Annotated in this window: 12 protein-coding genes; 8 read left to right on the top strand and 4 right to left on the bottom strand. The window is 72.8% G+C overall.

Annotated elements, in window-relative coordinates; translation table 11 throughout:
• Positions 1–35: 35 nt before the first annotated feature.
• Both ACRAKJ_RS28375 and ACRAKJ_RS28370 read right to left on the bottom strand, forming a co-directional pair.
• Positions 36–1,550, bottom strand: a complete 1,515-nt coding sequence (locus ACRAKJ_RS28375) for a glycosyl hydrolase 53 family protein (RefSeq protein ID WP_438921235.1) — start codon at positions 1,548–1,550, stop codon at positions 36–38.
• 41 nt (positions 1,551–1,591) lie between these two features.
• Positions 1,592–3,631, bottom strand: coding sequence for a beta-galactosidase (locus tag ACRAKJ_RS28370; RefSeq protein ID WP_438921234.1), 2,040 nt, complete (start codon positions 3,629–3,631; stop codon positions 1,592–1,594).
• A 170-nt stretch (positions 3,632–3,801) separates the two neighbouring features.
• Here ACRAKJ_RS28370 and ACRAKJ_RS28365 point away from each other — a divergent pair, with 170 nt between their 5' ends.
• Genes ACRAKJ_RS28365 through ACRAKJ_RS28350 form a run of 4 tightly spaced genes read left to right on the top strand, consistent with a single transcriptional unit; the run spans position 3,802 to position 7,845 of the window.
• Complete coding sequence (locus ACRAKJ_RS28365) at positions 3,802–5,085, top strand: extracellular solute-binding protein (RefSeq protein ID WP_438921233.1); 1,284 nt, start codon at positions 3,802–3,804, stop codon at positions 5,083–5,085.
• Between the two features lie 36 nt (positions 5,086–5,121).
• Positions 5,122–6,000 carry an ABC transporter permease subunit gene (locus ACRAKJ_RS28360; protein WP_438921232.1) on the top strand — a complete coding sequence of 293 codons (879 nt, stop codon included), beginning with the start codon at positions 5,122–5,124 and terminating at the stop codon, positions 5,998–6,000.
• Positions 5,997–6,818, top strand: a complete 822-nt coding sequence (locus ACRAKJ_RS28355; protein ID WP_438921231.1) for an ABC transporter permease subunit — start codon at positions 5,997–5,999, stop codon at positions 6,816–6,818. Before ACRAKJ_RS28360 ends, ACRAKJ_RS28355 begins: the two co-directional genes overlap by 4 nt.
• Before the next feature lie 7 nt (positions 6,819–6,825).
• Complete coding sequence (locus ACRAKJ_RS28350) at positions 6,826–7,845, top strand: substrate-binding domain-containing protein (protein WP_438921230.1); 1,020 nt, start codon at positions 6,826–6,828, stop codon at positions 7,843–7,845.
• Positions 7,846–7,861: 16 nt separating this feature from the next.
• Here ACRAKJ_RS28350 and ACRAKJ_RS28345 read toward each other — a convergent pair whose 3' ends face one another.
• Positions 7,862–8,881 (bottom strand): SDR family NAD(P)-dependent oxidoreductase, encoded by a 1,020-nt coding sequence (locus tag ACRAKJ_RS28345; RefSeq protein ID WP_438921229.1) that lies wholly within the window; start codon positions 8,879–8,881, stop codon positions 7,862–7,864.
• Positions 8,882–8,954: 73 nt separating this feature from the next.
• On the opposite strand from ACRAKJ_RS28345, the gene ACRAKJ_RS28340 reads away from it, so the two are divergent.
• From ACRAKJ_RS28340 to ACRAKJ_RS28330, 3 genes are all read left to right on the top strand, one after another.
• On the top strand, positions 8,955–9,890 hold the full coding sequence (locus ACRAKJ_RS28340) for a cupin domain-containing protein (protein ID WP_438921228.1): 936 nt from the start codon (positions 8,955–8,957) through the stop codon (positions 9,888–9,890).
• A 500-nt stretch (positions 9,891–10,390) separates the two neighbouring features.
• On the top strand, positions 10,391–15,424 hold the full coding sequence (locus ACRAKJ_RS28335) for an AAA domain-containing protein (RefSeq protein WP_438921227.1): 5,034 nt from the start codon (positions 10,391–10,393) through the stop codon (positions 15,422–15,424).
• Positions 15,425–15,681: 257 nt separating this feature from the next.
• The gene (locus ACRAKJ_RS28330) at positions 15,682–16,953 is read left to right on the top strand and encodes an RICIN domain-containing protein (RefSeq protein WP_438921226.1); all 1,272 of its coding nucleotides are present in this window, start codon (positions 15,682–15,684) and stop codon (positions 16,951–16,953) included.
• Positions 16,954–16,978: 25 nt separating this feature from the next.
• Here ACRAKJ_RS28330 and ACRAKJ_RS28325 read toward each other — a convergent pair whose 3' ends face one another.
• The gene (locus ACRAKJ_RS28325) at positions 16,979–17,506 is read right to left on the bottom strand and encodes a GrpB family protein (protein WP_438921225.1); all 528 of its coding nucleotides are present in this window, start codon (positions 17,504–17,506) and stop codon (positions 16,979–16,981) included.
• Between the two features lie 331 nt (positions 17,507–17,837).
• Between ACRAKJ_RS28325 and ACRAKJ_RS28320 the strand changes: the two genes are divergently transcribed.
• Positions 17,838–19,457, top strand: a complete 1,620-nt coding sequence (locus ACRAKJ_RS28320; protein WP_438921224.1) for a hypothetical protein — start codon at positions 17,838–17,840, stop codon at positions 19,455–19,457.
• The last annotated feature ends 6 nt before the right edge of the window (positions 19,458–19,463 follow it).

The raw sequence follows: 19,463 nt of genomic DNA, 5'->3' as shown, positions 1-19,463 counted from the left end.
CCGCCGGTCCACGCCCGTGGACCGGCGGCACCGCCTCAGCGGTGGAACGCGGTGATCGCCGGGAGCGCCCTGCCCGACCAGTCGAACAGCGCCTGGTTGTCCCAGCCGTCACCCGAGTCCGGGTTGTCCGGGTCCCAGCCGTTGCCGGGCACCGCGTACCAGGTGGGCTCCCAGTACACGACGCCCAGCGCGCGCGGCACGGCCTGCACGACGCTGATCACGTCGCGGAAGTGCGCCAGTTGGCCCTCCGAGGTCGCCGGGTAGCCGGGCAGCAGCTTCGAGGGGTCGCTGAACGCGTTCGGCTCGAAGTCCGCGTCGGCCATCGTGAACGGGTAGGCGGTCTCCACCACCATCACGTCCTTGCCGTACCGCGCGGGCACGTCGAAGAGGGTGCGTTGCAGCTCGCCGAGCGTGCCGTGCCAGTAGCCGTAGAAGGACAGGCCCACGACGTCGAACGGCACGCCGCGGCTCACCGCGTTGTCGAACCACCAGCGCACCGTGCCCTGGTCCGCGCCGTTGGCCAGGTGCAGCATCACCCTGGTCGACGACGACACCGCCCGCACCGCCGACACCCCGCTCTTGAGCAGCGCGGACAGGTTGGCCCAGTTGTCCGACGACCCGTCGGGCAGCAGCATCCCGGGGTTGGTCTCGTTGCCGACCTGCGCGTAGTCGGCCGTCGTGCCCTGCGCCTTGAGCGCGTTGAGCACGTCGTAGGTGTGGTCGTAGACCGCTTTCGTGAGCTGCGCGAACGAGTACCCCGCCCACGCGGCCGGCTTGCGCTGCTGACCGGGGTCGGCCCACGCGTCGGAGTAGTGGAAGTCGATCATCAGCTGGAGGCCCAGCGCCTTGACCCGCTTGGCCATGGCCAGCACGCGGGCCTTGGTGTTCCAGCCGTCGGCCGGGTCGACCCACACCTTGAGCCGCACCAGGTTCATGCCGTTGGCCTTCAGGACCTGCAACGCGTCCTGCGCCTGCCCGGACGTGGTGCGGTACACGCCGCCGTTGGCCTCCGCCCTGGGCAACGTCGAGGTGTCGCCGCCGCGCACCGCCACGGCGGCCCGCCCACCGACGAACTCCAGGTCGTCGACGTTGACCCAGTTGCCCGCCCGCGCGTCGGACACCACCGCGACCGTGCACCGGCCGCCGGACACCTGGGCGGACACCGCGACCCGCGTCCACAGGCCGTCCGCGCTGACCGGCAGCGGCACGCGCTGCTCCGCGCCGCCGCAGTCGCGCAGGGCCAGGTGCGCGGTGTTCTGCCACCCGGACGACCGCACCCAGGCGCGCGCGGTGTACCAGCCGTTGCCCAGGCCGGTCAGGGTCTGCCTGGTCTCGACCTGGTAGGCGCCGGACGCCCAGTGGGTCAGCCGGGTGCCGCCGCCGCGCCCGCCCGCCTCGGTGAACGACGCGCCGCCGGTGCTGGTCCAGCCGGACGCGCCGGACTCGAACCCGGGGTTGGTGAGCGTGCTCGCGGCGACCGCCTGGGGTGGCAGGGCCACCGCCGCCGCGGCGAGCACCGCGACGGCGAACAGCTTGGGGGATGCGGACATTCGTTCGTCCTCCTCGTCGAGAACGCGATGGGTGGGTCCGCTCAGCCGGTGCGCAGCACGGCCACCGCGCCCGCGGGCACGGTCAGCCACCCGTCGCAGCGCTCGCCGGTGAGCAGTTCGGTGCCCGACGCCTCGACCCGCGCGTCGGCGTCGGTGTGGTTGAGCACGAACAGGTACTCGGCGTCGGGGCCGTGCCGCCGCACGACCTCCACGTCGCGGGGCAGGTCGGCGGGTTCGACGCCCGCGTCCCGGTAGACCTCGCGCAGCACGCCCGCCAGGTCGTCGCCGCGCAGCCGGGTCGACAGGTACCAGGCGCTGCCGCCGCCGAACGCGTGCCTGGTCACGGCGGGACCGCCCGCGGCCGGGCCGTCGGCGTAGGACAGCACGGTCCCCGCGCCGTGCAGGCGGACGTCCTCCGCCCACACGTCGCCCGTCGCGCCCCCGGTCGGCGTCGCACCCCCGGTCAGCGTCACGCGCTGGTCGGCGCGCAGCGGCAGGAACTCCTCGACCTCCAGGCCGAGCACCGCGCGCAGCGCGCCGGGGTGACCGCCCGGGTGCACGGTGTCGTTGCCGTCGACGATGCCGGAGAAGTACGACACGACGAGCGTGCCGCCGTCGCGCACGTACCGCTCGAACACCGCCGCCGTGCCGGGCGCGGTCAGGTACAGCGAGGGCACGACGACCAGCCGGTACCCGGCGAGGTCCTGGCCGGGCGCGACGAAGTCGCAGGTCAAGTGGGCGTCCCAGAGCTGCTCGTAGAACGCGGCGACGCGTTCGCGGTAGTCCAGGTCCACCGACGGGCGCCACGCCAGCTCCAGCGCCCACCACGACTCCCAGTCCCACACCACGGCCACGTCCGCGCGCACCAGGCTGCCGCGCAGCTCCGCCAGCGACCCGAGGTCCGCGCCCAGCCGCACGACGTCGCGCCACACCCGGCTGCGGGTGCCCGAGTGCGGCAGCATCGCCGAGTGGAACTTCTCCGCGCCGAAGCGCGAGGCCCGCCACTGGAAGAACATCACCGCGTCCGCGCCGCGCGCCACGTGCGCGAGGCTGTTGCGGGCCAGCTCGCCGGGCCGCTTGGCGATGTTGCGGGGCTGCCAGTTCACCGCGCCCGTCGAGTGCTCCATGAGCATCCACGGCCGCCCGCCCGCCACCGCGCGGGTCAGGTCGGCCGACATGGCCAGGTCGATGTGGTTCCGGTCCGCCTCGGCGGTCAGGTAGTGGTCGTTGGCGACCACGTCCACCTCGCGGCCCCAGCGCCAGTAGTCGATGGACCGGCAGTTGGTGGTCATGAAGTTCGTGGTCACCGGCGCGGACGAGCGGGCGCGCAGCACGTCCCGCTCGGCCCGGTAGCAGGCCAGCAGCTCGTCGGAGCAGAACCGCAGGAAGTCCAGCTCCTGCGCCGGGTTGCCCGCCGTGCCGGTGGCGCGCGGCGGTTCGACCTCGTCCCAGTCGCCGTAGCGCTGGCCCCAGAAGCTGGTGCCCCACGCCGCGTTGAGCGCCTCCGGCGACCCGTGCCGCTCGCGCAGCCAGTCGCGGAACGCCCTGGCCGACTCGGGGCAGTAGCACGCGCCGACCGGCGCGCCGTACTCGTTGTGCACGTGCCACATCGCCAGCGCCGGGTGCGCGGCGTAGCGCTCGCCGATCGCGCGGGCGATGCGCGCGGCGGCCTCGCGGTAGGCGGGGGCCGACGGGCAGAACGTGGCCCGCGAACCGCGTTCGAGCACCACGCCCTCGCGCGTGACGGGCCGGATCTCCGGGTGCGCCCGGTACAGCCAGGCGGGCGGCACGACGGTGGGCGTGGCCAGGTTGACCGCGACGCCGTGGGCGTGCAGCAGGTCGAGCAGGCGGTCCAGCCAGCCGAAGTCGAACCCGCCCGGCCGGGGTTCCAGCAGCACCCACGAGTGGATGGCGACGCTGACCAGGTTCACCCCGGCCCGCCGCATCAGCTCCGCGTCCTCCGCCCACACCTCTTCGGGCCACTGCTCGGGGTTGTAGTCCCCGCCGTAGACCACCCCGGCCACGCCGACCGGCCAGAACGGATCGGCCAGGTCGGCGGGCTGTGGTGCCACGAAGGTCATGGAAGCTCCTGCGCTGTGAACGTGCACGGTCTCGATGGAGATTACGGCGCAGATAAAAGCAGGTATCAAGTGGTTGACAGCCGACTGATGCGCACAACTACTGTGCACGTTCACAGTGCGGTTACCGCTGGCAGCGGCGTCAGCGACGCGAACCCCCCCCGGAGATACCAATGCGACTCGACCTGGCCAGGAAAGCCCTTGCGGTCGGACTCGGTCTCGCCCTGCTCGCCGGCTGCGGCAGCGGCGCGGAGGAGGAGGGCGGCCCCGTCGAGCTGTCCTTCTGGGCGTGGGCGCCGAACATCGACCGGGTAGTGGAAAAGTGGAACGCGACCCACCCCGACACCAGGGTCGTGGTGAGCGGGCAGGCGCAGGGCGACGACCTGGTCACCAAGTTGCTGACCAGCGCGAAGGGCGGCAACCCACCGGACCTCGCGCAGGTCGAGTACCAGGCGCTGCCCACCCTGGTCGGCAACGACGTGCTGGCCGACGTCTCCGGGGCCGCCGCCGGCGTGCGCGACCAGTTCGCGCCGGGCGTGTGGGACCAGGTCACGCTGGGCGGCAGCGGCGTGTACGCGGTGCCCCAGGACTCCGGACCGATGATGTTCTACTACCGCGCCGACCTGTTCGAGCAGTACGGCCTGACCGTGCCGACGACCTGGGACGAGTACGCGCGGACCGCCCGCGACCTGCGCGCCAAGGCGCCGGACAGGTACCTCGGCACGTTCTCCTCCAACGACCCGGGCTGGTTCGCGGGCCTCGTGCAGCAGGCCGGCGGCCAGTGGTGGTCCGTCGAGGGCGAGGCGTGGAAGGTCGCCATCGACGACGAGGCCACCAGGAAGGTCGCCGGGTACTGGAGCGGCCTGGTCGCCGAGGGCGCGGTCGACAAGTCCCCGATGTACACCCCGGAGTGGAACAAGGCCCTCAACGACGGCACCCAGATCGGCTGGGTCAGCGCCGTGTGGGCGCCCGGCGTGCTCGCGGGCAACGCGGCGGCCACGCGGGGCAAGTGGGCCATGGCGCCGCTGCCGCAGTGGGACGCGTCCTCGCCGAGGACCGGCAACTGGGGCGGCTCCACCACCGCCGTGACCGCCGGTTCCGCCAAGCGGGACGCGGCCACCGAGTTCGCCCTGTGGCTCAACACCGACCCGGCGGCGGTGGCCGACCTGGTCGGCACCAGCGGCGTCTACCCGGCGTCGAAGGCCGCGCAGACCGCGCTGGCCGCCCCGCCCGCGTTCTTCCCCAACCAGCCGGACTTCTACGCCACCGCCGCCGACATCGCGGCCACCTCGTCGGGCTTCAGCTGGGGCCCGAACGTCAACGTCGCCTACACCGCCTACAAGAACGCCTTCGGCGAGGCCATCACGGCGGGCGGCGACCTCGTGCCCGCCCTGGCGGCGATGCAGGAGGCCACCGTGGGCGACCTGAAGGCCAACGGCTTCGCGGTCGTGGGCTGAGGCATGGCCCCGACCGGTCGACGCACGGCGCCCCGGGTGGCGCCGTACGCCTTCGTCGCGCCCGCCGTCGTGCTGTTCCTGCTGGTCTTCGCCCTGCCGATCGGCTACACGGTCTGGACGAGCCTGTTCCGCACCGAGGTGAAGGGCCTCGGGCTGGGCAGGGGCAGCCGCGGCGAGGTCTTCGCCGGGCTGGACAACTACGCCCGCGCGCTCACCGACCCCGAGCTGGGCGCGGGCGCGTTGCGGGTGCTCGCCTACGGCGCGCTGCTCGTGCCCACCATGCTCGGCCTGGCCCTGGTGTTCGCGCTGCTGCTGGACGAGGAGCGGGTGCGGGCGCGCGGGTTCTCCCGCCTCGCGATCTTCCTGCCGTACGCGGTCCCCGGCGTCATCGCGACCCTGCTGTGGGGCTTCCTGTACCTGCCCGCCACCAGCCCGCTCAACCAGCTGCTGCGCGAGCTGTCGCTGCCCGGCGTGGACCTCCTGTCGCCGACCGGCATCTACTTCGCGCTGGCCAACATCGCCGTCTGGGGCGGGGTCGGCTACAACGCGGTCGTCCTGCACACGGCGCTGCGGTCCATCCCGCGCGAGCTGTACGAGGCGGCGCGCATCGACGGCTGCTCGCCGTGGCAGGTGGCGGTGCGCATCAAGGTCCCGCTGCTCGCGCCCGCGCTCGTGCTCACCGGGCTGTTCTCGGTGATCGCGACGCTCCAGGTGTTCGCCGAGCCGACGACGCTCGCGCCGCTGACCAACTCGCTGTCGAGGACGTGGACGCCGCTGATGAAGGTCTACCAGGACGCGTTCGCGCGCGGCGACACGCACTCGGCGGCGGCCACGTCCGTGGTGATCGCCGCCGTGATGTTCGCGATCTCGTTCGGCCTGCTGCGGGTCACCCGCCGGTTCGGGGGGCTGCGGTGAGGCGCGCCCCCACCGCCGTGCTGCTGCTCGGCGCGGCCTACTGCCTGTTCCCCGTGGCGTGGGTGCTGGTCGCGGCGACCAAGAGCAGCGACGAGCTGTTCTCCACCTCGACGTTCTCCGTCGGCGGGTCGCTCCCGGACAACCTCGGCGAGCTGTTCGCCCACCGCGACGGCCTGTTCTGGACGTGGATGGCCAACTCCGCGCTGTACGCGGGCGTCGGCGCGCTGCTGTCGGCGGCGCTGTCCGGCGTTACCGGGTACGCGCTGGCCAAGTACGAGTTCCGCGGCAAGTCGGTGCTGTTCAACGCGCTCATCGCGGGCGTGCTCGTGCCCGCCGTGGTGCTGGCCGTGCCGCAGTACCTGCTGCTGTCGGAGGTGGGGCTGACCGACGGCTACCTGTCCGTGCTGATCCCCAGCGTGGTCAGCCCGTACGGCATCTACCTGGCCCGCGTCTACGCGGCGGCGGCCGTGCCCGACGACGTGGTGGAGGCCGCCCGCACCGACGGCGCGGGGGAGGGGCGCATCCTCGGCTCGATCGCCCTGCCGATGATGCTGCCCGGCCTGGTCACCGTGTTCCTGTTCCAGTTCGTCTCCATCTGGAACAACTTCCTGCTGCCGTTCATCATGCTCGGCGACGACACGAAGTTCCCGGTCACGCTCGGCCTCTACACGCTGCTCAACCAGGGCAACACCGTCCCGGCGCTGTACTCGCTGGCGATCACCGGGTCGCTGGTGTCCGTGGTGCCGCTGGTCGTGCTCTTCCTCACCCTCCAGCGGTACTGGCGGATCGACCTGCTCTCCGGGGCCGTGAAAGCATGAAGGGCCTATGAGCACCGAACGCGGCAAGCCCCGACCCCGGCCGACCATCCACGACGTGGCGGCCGTGGCCGGGGTGTCCCGGGGCACGGTGTCGCGCGCCCTCAACGGCGGGCGCAACGTCAGCCCGTCGGCGCTGGAGGCGGTGCTCAAGGCGGTGCGCACGACCGGCTACGTCGCCAACCCGGCGGCCCGCAGCCTGGTCACCCAGCGCACGTCGTCGGTGGCGTTCGTGCTCACCGAGCCGCAGAGCCGCCTGTTCGAGGACCCCAACTTCAGCATCCTGCTCCAGGGCTGCACGCAGGAGCTGGCCGAGCACGACGTGCCGCTGCTGCTCATGACCGCGGGCACCGACGTGGAGCGCAAGCGGACGAGCCGGTTCATCGCGGCCGGCCACGTGGGCGGCGTGCTGCTGGTGTCCTCGCACAGCGGCAACCCGCTGCTGGAGGAGCTGCGCGAGTCGGGCGTGCCGGTGGTGACCTGCGGCAAGCCCCTGGGCCACGAGAACGCGGTGGCCTATGCGGCGGCCGACGACCGCTCCGGCGCGCGGGTGGTCGTCGAGCACCTCCGCTCCCGGGGCCGGACCCGGATCGCCACCATCACCGGCCCGACCGACACCCCCGGCGGCGTGGAGCGGCTGGCCGGCTACCGCGACGTGGTCGGCCACGACGCCGACCCCGCGCTGATCGCGCACGGCGACTACAGCCGGGCGGGCGGCGAGGCGGCCATGGCGGAGCTGCTGGCCAGGGCGCCGGACCTGGACGCCGTGTTCGTGGCCTCGGACCTGATGGCGGCGGGCGCGCTCACCGCCCTCCAGGACGCGGGCAGGCGGGTACCGGAGGACGTGGCGGTGGGCGGGTTCGACGACTCCGCCATCGCCACCTCCACCCGCCCCACCCTGACCACCGTGCGCCAGCCGTTCGACCGGATCACCCGGGAGATGGTCCGGCTGCTGCTGGACCAGATGAACGGCGAGCCGCCGGCGGCGGCGATCCTGCCGACCGAGCTGGTGGTCCGCGACTCGACCTGACCCCCGCCCCGGCGGGTCAGCCCGCGGACCCGCCGATCAGCCGCTCGCTCAGCTCCCACAGCCGCCGGGCCGACGCGGGGTCGACGGAGTGCGGCACGGCGTCGACCGGCATCCCGTCCGGACCGGGGTCGAACGGGTCGAGCGGCGCCGGGTCCTCGTCCAGCGGCGTGACGTCGCTGTTGTTGAGGTACACGCCACCGACGTCGGCGAGCAGCGGGCTGGTGGCCGCGAACACGATCGTCGCGGCACCCTGCTCCGGCGTCTTCTGCCCGCGGCGGGGGTCGATGACCGGCCGGCCCGCCTCGTCGACGAGGCCCATGGCCCGCTGAGCCTCCACGCCCACCGACCTGTTGAACGCCGTGGCGGGCACGATGCCGGGGTGCGGCGCGTAGGCGCGGATGCCGTCGGCGGCCCAGCGGCGGTCCAGCTCGACGCTGAACAGCACGTTCGCGGTCTTGGACTGGGCGTAGGCGAGGCCGGGGTCGTGCCGGCCGGTGGTGAAGTGCGGGTCGTCCCACAGGATGTCGGTCGCCCGCTGCGCGCCCGAGGTGGTGGTGACGACCCGGGCGCCGCCCGCCGCGCGCAGGGCGGGGTGCAGGCGCAGGGTCAGCTGGAAGTGGCCGAGGTGGTTGGCCGCGAACTGCGCCTCGTAGCCGCGCGCGTCGCGGGTGAGCCCGCCGGGGGAGGCGAAGGCCGCGTTGTTGACCAGGACGTGCAGCGGTCGGCCGGTGTCGAGGTAGTGGTCGGCGAAGGCGTCGACGGACGCCGGGTCGAGCAGGTCCAGCCGGTGCACCTCGACCCCCTCGATCCCGGCGAGGGCCCGTTCGGCGCGGTCGGTGTCGCGGGAGCCGACGGTGACCGAGGCCCCGGCCCCGGCCAGCGCGCGGGTGGTCACCAGCCCGAGGCCGGAGTGGCCGCCGGTGACGACCACGTTCCGGCCGGTGAGGTCGATGCCCTCCAGGACGTCGTCGACCGTCGACGCGGCGGTGAAGCCGGACCCGACGGGGTGTTGGCGGTGCGTGGTGCTTGGCGTCATGCGTCCAGCCTGCTCCGCGCCGTGCGGACTCTGAATAGTTGTCAGTCCGCTTTTCCTTCGCGATAGTACGGAGGTGGACGGTGACCAGCTTTCCGAGGTGTTCGACCTCGTCGAGGTCCGCGGCGTGCTCTCCGGCGGGTTCGCGGTGCGCGGCCCATGGGTCTCGCGCGGGGAGGTCACCACCCCGCTGAAGTTCTTCGCCCTGGTCAGCGGTCGCGCGCGGTTGAGCGCGGACGGCCTCGACCGGCCCGTCGAACTCGAACCGGGCGACGTGGTCGTGCTGAACGACCGGTCGTGGTTGGAGCTGGAGGGCGGCACGGGCGACGGGCCGCGCCGGGAGGTCGTGCCCGGCGACGACCCCGCCGTCGACCTCGCCGGCGTCGACTTCGCCACCGACGACGTCCTGGTCGGCGGCCGGGTCGACCTCAACCCGGCCGGCCGGGCGCTGCTGGCGCGGGCGCTCCCGCCGGTCGCGCACGTCCGGGGGTCGGCCGCCAGGACGAGCGCCCTGCGCGGCACCGTCCACCGGGTGTTCGAGGAGGTGAGGTCGCGCCGGATCGGCGCGGCGTTCGCCATCCGCCAACAGGTGCAGCTCCTGGTGCTGGAGGTGGTGCGCGCCTACGTCGACCAGGCCGAACCGCCCCCGGGGTGGCTCCGGGTGCTGACCGACGAGCGGCTGCGCCCGGCGATCGGGCTCATGCACGCCGACCCCGGCAGGTCCTGGGGCCTGGACGAACTGGCCCGCGCCGCGGCGATGTCGCGCACCTCGTTCGCCGAGCGCTTCCGGACCGCGGCCGGCGTCCCGCCCCTGACCTACCTCGGCCGCTGGCGGATGCTGCTCGCGCAACGGGCGCTGCGCGACGACGACGTCCGGGTCGGCGCCCTCGCCGCGAGGCTCGGGTACTCGTCCGAGAGCGCGTTCAGCACCGCGTTCAAGCGCGAGGTCGGCCTGTCCCCCCTGCGCTACCGACAGGGCCTGCGCGCGCAGGCGTCGGCGGCGGACGCCTGATCGGTCGTCCTGCGCGAACAGGTCACCACGGGCGGGGGAAATCCTTGCCGCCCCGGTGGGCCGATCGTGGTCCTGCCCTTCGGGAACGAGTACGGCGGGAAATGTCGGGTGATTCGTGCGTTGACCGTCGTGAAATGGTTCGTCGATATTTTCGGCACCGCATCAGGTCGTGCCCGCCCTACGCCGAAGGGCTCTTCGGGTAGGCCGGTGGGACCAGTTTCCCTGGCGTCCGGGCCCTCATCGAAGATAGTTGTCCGCAAAAGTGCGGACTGGTTTCGTAACGGTGTGGTGTCGGCTGTATCGCCGCACGCCCCGCCGGCGATGAGCATCGTGATCAGTTCGGTGGTGGCGAAGAAGGGGGGACGGCTGTGGCGGACAACAGCGCTGCTCCGAATCCGCGGGGTACGGCGGTTGATCGAGCGGTACGGCTTTTCGAGTTCCTCGCGCGGAGCCAGCAGCTCAAGTCGAACCCACCCCGCACCACCGACAGCTACGACTCGGTGCTGTGGTTCGGGCAGCTGCCCGAACACCCCTTCATCCGGTCCGCGCACCGAGAGGACGCGCCTGAGCCCGGCACGGCCCTGCTCACGGTCGAACGGGTCGCGCACCAAGAGGCCCCCGACCCGGAGGCCGAACTGCGGCCCTGGCTGGAGGGGGAGTGGGACGACCCGAGCGTTCCTCCGCGTCTGCGCGAGTCGATCGGCGAGGGTGAGCAGCGCACCGCACTCGACGACGCGCCCGAGATCCGTGAGGCCCACGTCGGGTGGGAGGCGCGCTGGTCGGAGTGGGCCGAGCGCGAACTGCGCGATCGACCGGCGCGGAACGTCTACAACGAGTTGTTCTCCGCCTACGTCACCGCGGCCGGGCACGCCGAGGAACTCGAACTCGTCGTCGGCGTCGGTTGCCTGTCGTGGTCACCGCCCGGCCACTACGTCGTGCGCCGGCACCTCGCCACCGTGCCCGCCGTGATCCACTTCGACGACGCCACCGGGCGGCTGACCCTTCAGCAGGCCGAGGTCGCGGATGGTCTGAACGTCGAACTGGACATGCTCGACCCGGGTCGCGTGGCCAACCCGCAGCACGTCGTGCAGATCAGGAACGAGGCTCGCGAGGTCACCTCCGCCGTCCTGGACCGCGACGTGGTGGGCGGCGTGCTGCGCCGCCTGGTGCACGCCCTGGACGGCGAGGCCGCCTACCTGGACGAGGACAACGCGCAGAAGCCCGGTGCGCACGCCGTGGCGGCGTTCGCACCGGCCGTCGTCCTGCGCAGGCGTTCGCGGCAGGGGATCGTCGACATCCTCGATTCGGTCGCCGTGCAACTCGGCGAGTCCGGTGTCGTCCCGGACGGGCTGCTCCCGCTCGTCGACCCGGACCACCGGCCGACCGCGGAACGCTCGCCCGAGGCCGGCGCCCTGGTCGAGCTCGACGACGACCTCTTCCTGCCACTGCCGGTCAACGACCGGCAGTTGCGCGTGCTCACGCAGGTCGACGCGAAGGCCCAGACCCTCGTCCAAGGTCCGCCCGGAACGGGCAAGACCCACACCGTCGCAGCCCTGCTGTCCCACCTCCTCGCGCAGGGCAAGCGCGTGCTCGTCACCGCGCACACCGACCGGGCACTGAAGGAGGTGCGGGCGAAGCTGCCCGAGGCCATCGCGCCGCTGGCCGTCTCGGTCGTCGGCTCCTCGCGCTCGGACCTGGCCGACCTCAAGGTCGCCGTGGAGCGGATCAGCCATGTGGCCAGTGAGTACGACGCCGAGGCCGCGCGGCGGGCCGTCGAGGACCACGTCACGGCGATCGAAGGACTCCGCCTACGACGGGCGGGGCTGTACCGGCGCCTGCTCGACGCGCGTGGCGAAGAGGTGGCCGAGCACGCGGTCGGTGACTACCGGGGCACGCTCGCCGTCCTCGCGCAGCGCGTGGAAGCGGAGCGGGAGCGCTTCGGTTGGGTGGCCGACCTGAGCACCGTGATCGGTGTCGCCCCGTCCCCGGTGCCCGCTGGTGACATCGTCGAGTGGCACCGGAGCGTCGTGGACGACGCGTTGAACGCCGACGAGCCCGAATCGCGGCTCAAGCTCGTGCCGCTCGCCGACGTGCCCGCTCCCGAGGTGTTCTTCGCCCTCGTGACCGCGGAGCGCCAAGCCATCGCGGCCGAGGAGGGGCACAGCAGCCTGACCCGGCACACAGCTTTCGACGCCGTCCGGCGCTTGGACCAGTCCACGCGCACGGTGCTGCGGCAGCGGCTCAACAAGTTCGCGCGGGAGGCCGAGGACCTGTCGCGGCGGCGCGAGCAGTGGATGAACGACGCGCTGTCCGACGTGCTCGCCGGGCGGGCGAACCACTGGCGGTCGCGCGGGCAGCAGATCGGCCGGCTCATCGGGCGCGTCAGTCCTCTCGTCGATCGCCTCGGCCCGCTCACCGAGGTGCGCGTCGGCCCGGCCGACATGGGCGCGCTCGTCGCCCTGGCCGGGGCGCTCCGCGCGCACGTCGGCGACGGCGGCAAGCTCAAGACCAACCCGGACGGCTCGCCCAAGACGGGGGCGTTCGCCCCGAAGGCCGTGAAGCAGGCCCACCCCCTGTTCCAGGCGGTGCGGGTCAACGGCGTCCCGCCCACCGGCGCCGACCAGCTCGACGCGTTCCTCATGTGGGCCGACGCCACCAGGACGCTGGACGCGCTGGACCGGGCGTGGCCCGACTCCGTGCACGTCCCGGCCGAGGACACGCTGAGCGAACGGCTCCAGTGGCACGTGACCGAGTTGGAGCAGCTGCGCCGCGTGCTGGCGTTGGGCGAGGCCCTCGAAGGGGAGGAGCGCGGCCTGGCGGGGCTCGGCCTCCCACGTCCGAACTGGACCGACCTCGACGCCGTCCAGACCTACGCCCGGCTCGTCGACGCCGCCGCCGCGTCCGACGCGCGCACCGCCGCGACCGTGCCGCTGCTGGAGGTCGTGGGGACCATCGCCGAGGTGGCGCGGTGGGCGGACGCCGCGCCGTGCGTGAAGCACCTGGCCCGGGCCGCCGAGGAGCGCGACCACGAGTCGTACGCGGTAGCCCACCACAGGTTGGTTCGCCTGACCGGGGTTGCCGCGCTGGCGCGTCGCCGGGACGAGATCGCGGCGACGCTGGTCCAAGCGCTGCCCGGCGTGCACGAGGCGGTGTCCGCGAACCCGCGCGACCCGGTCTGGGCGACCCGGCTGGCCGACTGGGACGCCGCGTGGGCGTGGGCCGTGGTGCGGGCGTGGGTGCTCGGGCGTGGTCACGAGGACGTCAACGCCCTCCAAGCCGAGGTGCTGCACGTCGAGGAGCAGGTGCGCGGCCGTGTCGAACGACTGGCCGCCGAACGCGCCTGGGGCCACGCCGTGTCGCCGGAGCGGCTGTCCGGCAAGGCCCGCGCCGACCTGCTCCAGTACGCCCAGCTGGTCAAGCTGCTCGGCAAGGGCACCGGCGTCTACGCGAACCAGCGCAGGGCCGACATCAAGGCGGCCATGGACCGTTGCCGCCCGGCGGTGCCGGTGTGGATCATGCCCGTCTACCGGATCGCCGAGCAGTTCCGCGTCCAGCCGGACATGTTCGACGTCGTGATCGTCGACGAGGCGTCCCAGGCGGGGCTGGAGGCGACGTTCCTCCAGTACCTCGCGCCCAAGATCGTGGTCATCGGCGACGACAAGCAGGTCTCGCCCACGGCTGTGGGTACCGACCAGCAGCAGTTGCGCGACCTCGCCGAGCAGTACCTGTGGGACGACCCGTACCGCGCGTCGTGGCAGGACCCCAAGCGCAGCCTGTTCGACGAGGCGAAGATGCGCTTCGAGGGCATGACCACGCTCGTCGAGCACCGGCGCTGCGTGCCCGAGATCATCGGCTTCTCGAACCGGATCGCCTACGAGCCCGACGGCATCCGGCTGGTGCCCGTGCGCCAGTACGGCGCGGACCGCTTGGAGCCCATCAAGCCGGTGTTCCTCGACAACGGCTACGAGCGCGGCGTGACCGACAAGGTCAACCCGGTCGAGGCGGACGCCGTCGTCGACCAGATCGAGAAGTGCATCGCCGATCCGCGGTACGACGGCCTGACGTTCGGCGTCGTGTCGCTGCTCGGGCGTGCCCAGGCGAAGAGGATCGAGAAGCGCCTGCTGGAGCGCATCCCGCCAGAGGAGTGGAAGGCGCGCGACCTGCGGTGCGGCGATTCGGCGGACTTCCAGGGCTCCGAGCGCGACGTGATGTTCCTGTCCATGGTCAAGGCCGCTGAACCCGGCAAGCGGATCGGTGCGCTGACCCAGGACCTGTACGTCCAGCGCTTCAACGTCGCCGCGTCCCGCGCCAAGGACCAGATGTGGGTGTTCCACTCCCTGCGCCTGTCCGACCTCGGCAACCCCGAGGACATGCGGTTCCAATTGCTCGACTACTGCTACGCGCTGTCCGGGCGCGTGGACGGCGTGGACGACGCCAGGCACACGGCCGTGCCCGAGGACCGTCGTGTCGAGCCCTTCGACTCGCTGTTCGAGCAGCGGGTGTTCAACCGCCTCGTCGACCGCGGCTACAGCGTCGTGCCGCAGTTCCCGGCCGAGGGCTACCGGATCGACCTGGTGGTCGTGGGCGCCAAGGCCAGGCTCGCGGTGGAGTGCGACGGTGACGCGTGGCACGGACCCGACGCGTACGAGCGCGACATGGCACGGCAGCGCGACCTGGAGCGGTGCGGCTGGAGGTTCTTCCGCATCCGCGAGTCGGAGTTCTACGCCGACCGGCCCGCAGTCATGGCTCGGTTGTGGGACGCGTTGCACGAACTGGAGGTTCACCCCTCCGGGTGGACGTCGGAGGTCGACGACCGGCCGACAGCAGCGGAGGGCCGGGTGGTGCCCGTCGTCGAGCCTGCGCCGGTGATCGTGGTGCCCGAACCGGTCGTGCCCGAACCGGTGACGCCCGAACCGGTCGTCACCGGGCCGGTCGTCCCGGAGCAGGTCGTGCACGCGCCGGTGGTCGCGGAGCACCTCGACGAGCCGTCTCCCGCGGTGGTCGTGGAGCAGGCGTCACCCGCCCCGGCCTCCGTGCTCGGTGCGTACGGCCAGTTCAACGGAACCGTGGTCCAGGTCTCCGAGGCGTCGCGGCGGGAGCTGCTCGACGGCCTGGTGCGCCTCGTCGAGGCCGAGGGACCTGTGCTGGGCGGCCGGCTGCACACCGCCTACGTCCGGACTTCGGGCTCCATCAGGGTCACCAAGTCGATCGCGGGCGAGTTGAACAAGGCGATCGCCCAAGCGGTGCGCGAAGGCCGGCTCGTCGAGGACAACCCGCTCGGCGAGAGCGGGGTCAAGCCGCGCACGTACCGTCTGCCCGACCAGGCGGAGGTGCGGATGCGCCAGTTGGGACCGCGATCTTTCGAAGAAGTGCCCCCGAGCGAGTTGGCCGCACTCCTCGACCACGTCGCGCGGCGGAACGGCAGCACCGGTGAGGAGGCGTTGCAGCGTGCCGTGCTGGAACTGCTCGGCCTGAAGCGGCTCACCGACAACGTCAAGAACCGCTTCGCCGCTGTCCAGGCACTTCGGTCCTGACACGTGGGTTGCCGCGCAGCGCGGTGGACGAGGGGTGAACGGTACGCACTACCGCTACGACGCGCTGCGGCTGTTCGCCTGCGCCGACGACCGGTGATCGGTGATCACCGGTCGGACGGCTGACCTCCACCCCGCTGCGGGGTACGGACACCATCCGCGTGGACATCGCCAACACCCCCGCGCCGCGGGCCGCGGGCCCTTAACGTCGGGCGCCGTGCGGACGACATCCGCACTGGGGGACTTCCGAGGGGGATGAGATGACCAGGGTGCTCAACGTCGTCGCGCACCACGACGACGACCTGCTGTTCCTGAGCCCGGACCTGCTGAGAGACCTGCGCGACCGGGCCGTCGTGCGCACGGTCTTCCTCGTCGCGTCGGACTACCACGGCTACCCGGACTACATGCTGGCCCGGGAGCTGGGCGTGCGCGAGGCGTACGCGCAGGCGGCGGGTCTGGCGGGCACGCCGTGGCGGTCGTGGGCGGTGTCGTTCGGCGGGGTCGCGTCGACGCTGTGGACGCTGGGCGACCGGGTGTCGATCCTGGAGAACCGGTTACCGGACAACGCGACCGCGCCCGCCAACCGCCTGTGGCGGCTCTACGCGCGCGACGCGGCCGTCACCGGCCGGCCGCTCGACCACGCGCCCGCGCAGACCGTCGACCGCGAACTGCTCGTCGACCACCTGCGCGCCGTGGTCGCGGACTTCGCGCCGGACGTCGTGCGCACCACCGACCCGACCGCCGACCTCCAGCGGCAGCACACCGCCGACCTGCCGCTGGAGGACTTCTACTTCCACCGCGACCACGTCGCCGCCGCGCGCCTGACCAGGGCCGCCCTGGTCGGGCACTCGCCCGCACCGGAGCTGGTGGCCTACCGCGACTACACGATCCGCGACGAGCCGCCGAACCTCGGGCCCCGCGACGCGGCCCTGAAGCGGCGCGCGTTCCGCGCCTACGCCGCGCACGACGTGGACATCTGCCCCGGCGGTGGCGTCGACTGCCCGCCGCCGGGCGGGTTCTACGACGAGCTGCTCAGCCGCCAGTACCGCGCGGACCGGCGGTGGCGCGGCGACCTGGCCGTGCCGCTGCCGGTGGCCGACGCGCCCGAGGCGTGGCCGGTGATGGGCAGCCACCACGCCGTCCGCAACCGGGCCACGGGCCTGGAGCTGGCCGTGCTGGACGCGTCGACCGCCGACGAGGCGCCGCTGGTCGGCCTGCCACCGGGCGGGACCGGGGACCACCTGTGGCGGTTCGAGGCCAACCCGCAGGGCTGGGAGCTGGTGTCGGAGCTGAGCGGGAAGGCGGTCGACCTGCCGTCCTCCAGCCTCGACCCGGACGTGCAGGCCATCCAGTTCCAGCGCACCGGCAACGTCAACCAGTCGCTCCGGCTGCGCGGCACGCCCGCCGCCGGCTACCGGCTCGTGTTCGCCCACTCGGGGCTCGCGCTGTCGGTGGACGGGGAGGCGGGCGCGCCCGTCGTGCAGCAGCCCGTCGGTTCCTCGGACCACCAGGTGTGGGACCTGCTCGGCTAGCGGCGCGCGTGCGCCGTCCGGCCGGTCAGGGGTGGTCGGCCTCCGCCAGCCACTCGATGAACCGGCCCTTGACGGTGCCGTAGCGCTGCGGGTCGCCACCGCTCAGCTCCAGGGCCAGGTGCTTGACCGCGGAGTAGGCGGTGGCGACGGCCGGGCGCTCGTGCAGCATCCGGTGGAAGGCGCGTTCCGGGCTGGACGACCACGCGTCCGGGGTGACCAGGTGGACGTGCAGGTCCGGTGCGGTCGTGCCGGGGCGGCAGCGGCGCAGCATGGTGCGCGACAGCTCGGCGATGGTGATGGCCTGGAAGCCCTCCGCGGCCATCAGGACGGCGGCGCGGAGGAGGTCGTGCTCCTCGACGCGGACCATCAGGTCCATGATCGGCTTCGACCAGATGCCGGGGACGAGCCGGCTGCCGATCGGCTCGACCTCGTGGTCCAGGCCACCGAGGGCCGCCCGGACGGTCGACCGGTCGCGGCGGTACTGCGCGACCGCCTCGGCGTCGTGGAACACCAACTCGACGGTGTAGTCGTAACGGCCGCGCACCGAGGTCACCACACCCATGTTAAGCAGATCGGCCGCTCGTCAACCGCACTCGTGCGGACAGCGGGCCGGGCGGGCGCCGCACCCCCGCGAGCCGAGCCGGGACGCGCGAACACGGGGACGCGCGCAGCGCCGAGTCCACCCACGGCTCGCTCCGCACGGTGGTCGGGCACCTCGCACGAGGGCTCGCGGCCCCAGCGCACCGCGTACGCCCTGACCGCCGCCGGCCGGACCGGACTGCCGGTCGCCGTCCGGGGTAGGGGCTCGGGGAAACGAACCTCAAGGTCACCGCGATGGCAGGGGCACAGCTCCTCCGTGAACGGAGACCTGAGAGAAGCGACCCATGTCCCGATTACAGCGGTCGGCCGGCGCACTGCTGCTGACCGCGGCCCTCTGCCTGGTGACGTCCACCGGCCCGGCCGCAGCGGACACCACCGAGTCCCCGCCCACCAGCACCGAGCCGACTTCGGTGACCTCAACCCCGGTGTCGCCCTCCTCCTCGGCCGCGGCCGAACCCGCCGAGGGCACGGTCGACCTGCGGGTCACCGTCGCCTTCGACAAGGCCGGTTACTTCGCCGACGAACAGGTCACCGGGTCCGTCACGCTGACCAACGCCGGGACCGCGACCGCGGACCACGCGTGGCTGGAGGTCCAGGGGTTCCCGGTCCACCTGCCGCGGGTGCCCGGACCGATCGATCCGGGGCAGACCCACGAGGGCACCTTCAACGACTACGTGACGACGACCGACGCCGTTCTCACCATCGTCGTCACGGCTCACGCGAACGTGGTCGACGCGAACCCGGCCGACAACTCCGCCACCGCCGCCGCCTCGATCACGGTCGTCCTCGGCACGTACGCGGGCACGGTGTACGGCGACGGGAACGGCAACGCGGTGATGGACCCCGGCGAGGCCCTCGCCGGGGTCCAGGTGTCCACAGGGGGTGGCCGGCCGCTCACCACGCATGCCGCCGTGACCGACGGCAGCGGTCGCTTCCGGTTCGACGACCTGCCCCGCGGCGACTACTGGACCCGGTCGGTGCTGGAACCCTGGGTCTTCCTCTCCGGGTACACCGCCGTCGACGGCGTGGACGACCCGGACGTCGTGGTGCGCGGAGCCCACCCGATCCGCGAAGAGCTGACGGCGTCGGCGGTGCTCGACCGGCAGACCTACCGCTTGGGCGACCTCGCGCACCTCACCCTGTCCCTGACCAACAGCGGCGCCGTGCAGATCACCGCCGTCACGTCGAACTGCGGGCACCTCGGCCCGACGGGGTCCGAACTCGGCGCTCTCGCGCTCGGTGGCCCCGGTGTGACCCTGCCGCCGGGGACGACGCGGATCTTCGAGGTGCCGTACGTGATCGGTTCCGCCACGTCCCACCGCGGCTACACGGAGGTGGCTTGCACGTTCGGGTCGCCGCCCCACCACAACGGGTCGGCGTTCGCGTCGGCCTTCGCACGCGTTCCCGGGATGAGGGTGGAGAAGGTCGACGGAATCGCCCTGCGGCACCTCTTCGTCTCACCACCGTGGCCGGTGTCCCCGCTGCCCCCGGTGCCAGGGGGCGAGGTGTACCTGCGGGACCGGACGACCGGTGCGGTCCTCGCGCGGGCCACGACCGCGGACACGGGCAGGTTCTCGTTCCACGACGTACCCGTCGGTCGGCACGACATCGGCGTCGTCGGACCGTGGAAGATCATGTTCTCGACCACCTTCGAGGTGAGCGCGAACGACGACCAACCGCCGCTGCGGATGGTGTTCGTCGAACCGGGCCCCTACCAACCCGACCCCCGAACCCCGCTGCCGCCACCGCCCGCGTCGGGGCCGGGCGGGGTGGACCCGCCGGCGGGGGCGGCCGGTGAACTGGCCGCCACCGGGGTCGACGTCACGTGGCTCGCGCTGGGTGGGTTGGCCGCGTTCGTGCTCGGCGCGGTCCTCGTGCTCGGAGTGCGGCGCGGGGTGGTCTGACCTGGA

It is taken from the genome of Saccharothrix sp. DSM 118769 (assembly GCF_052936295.1).
Note: the sequence above shows the minus strand (reverse complement) of the source record. Positions and strands in the feature narration are given on the sequence as shown.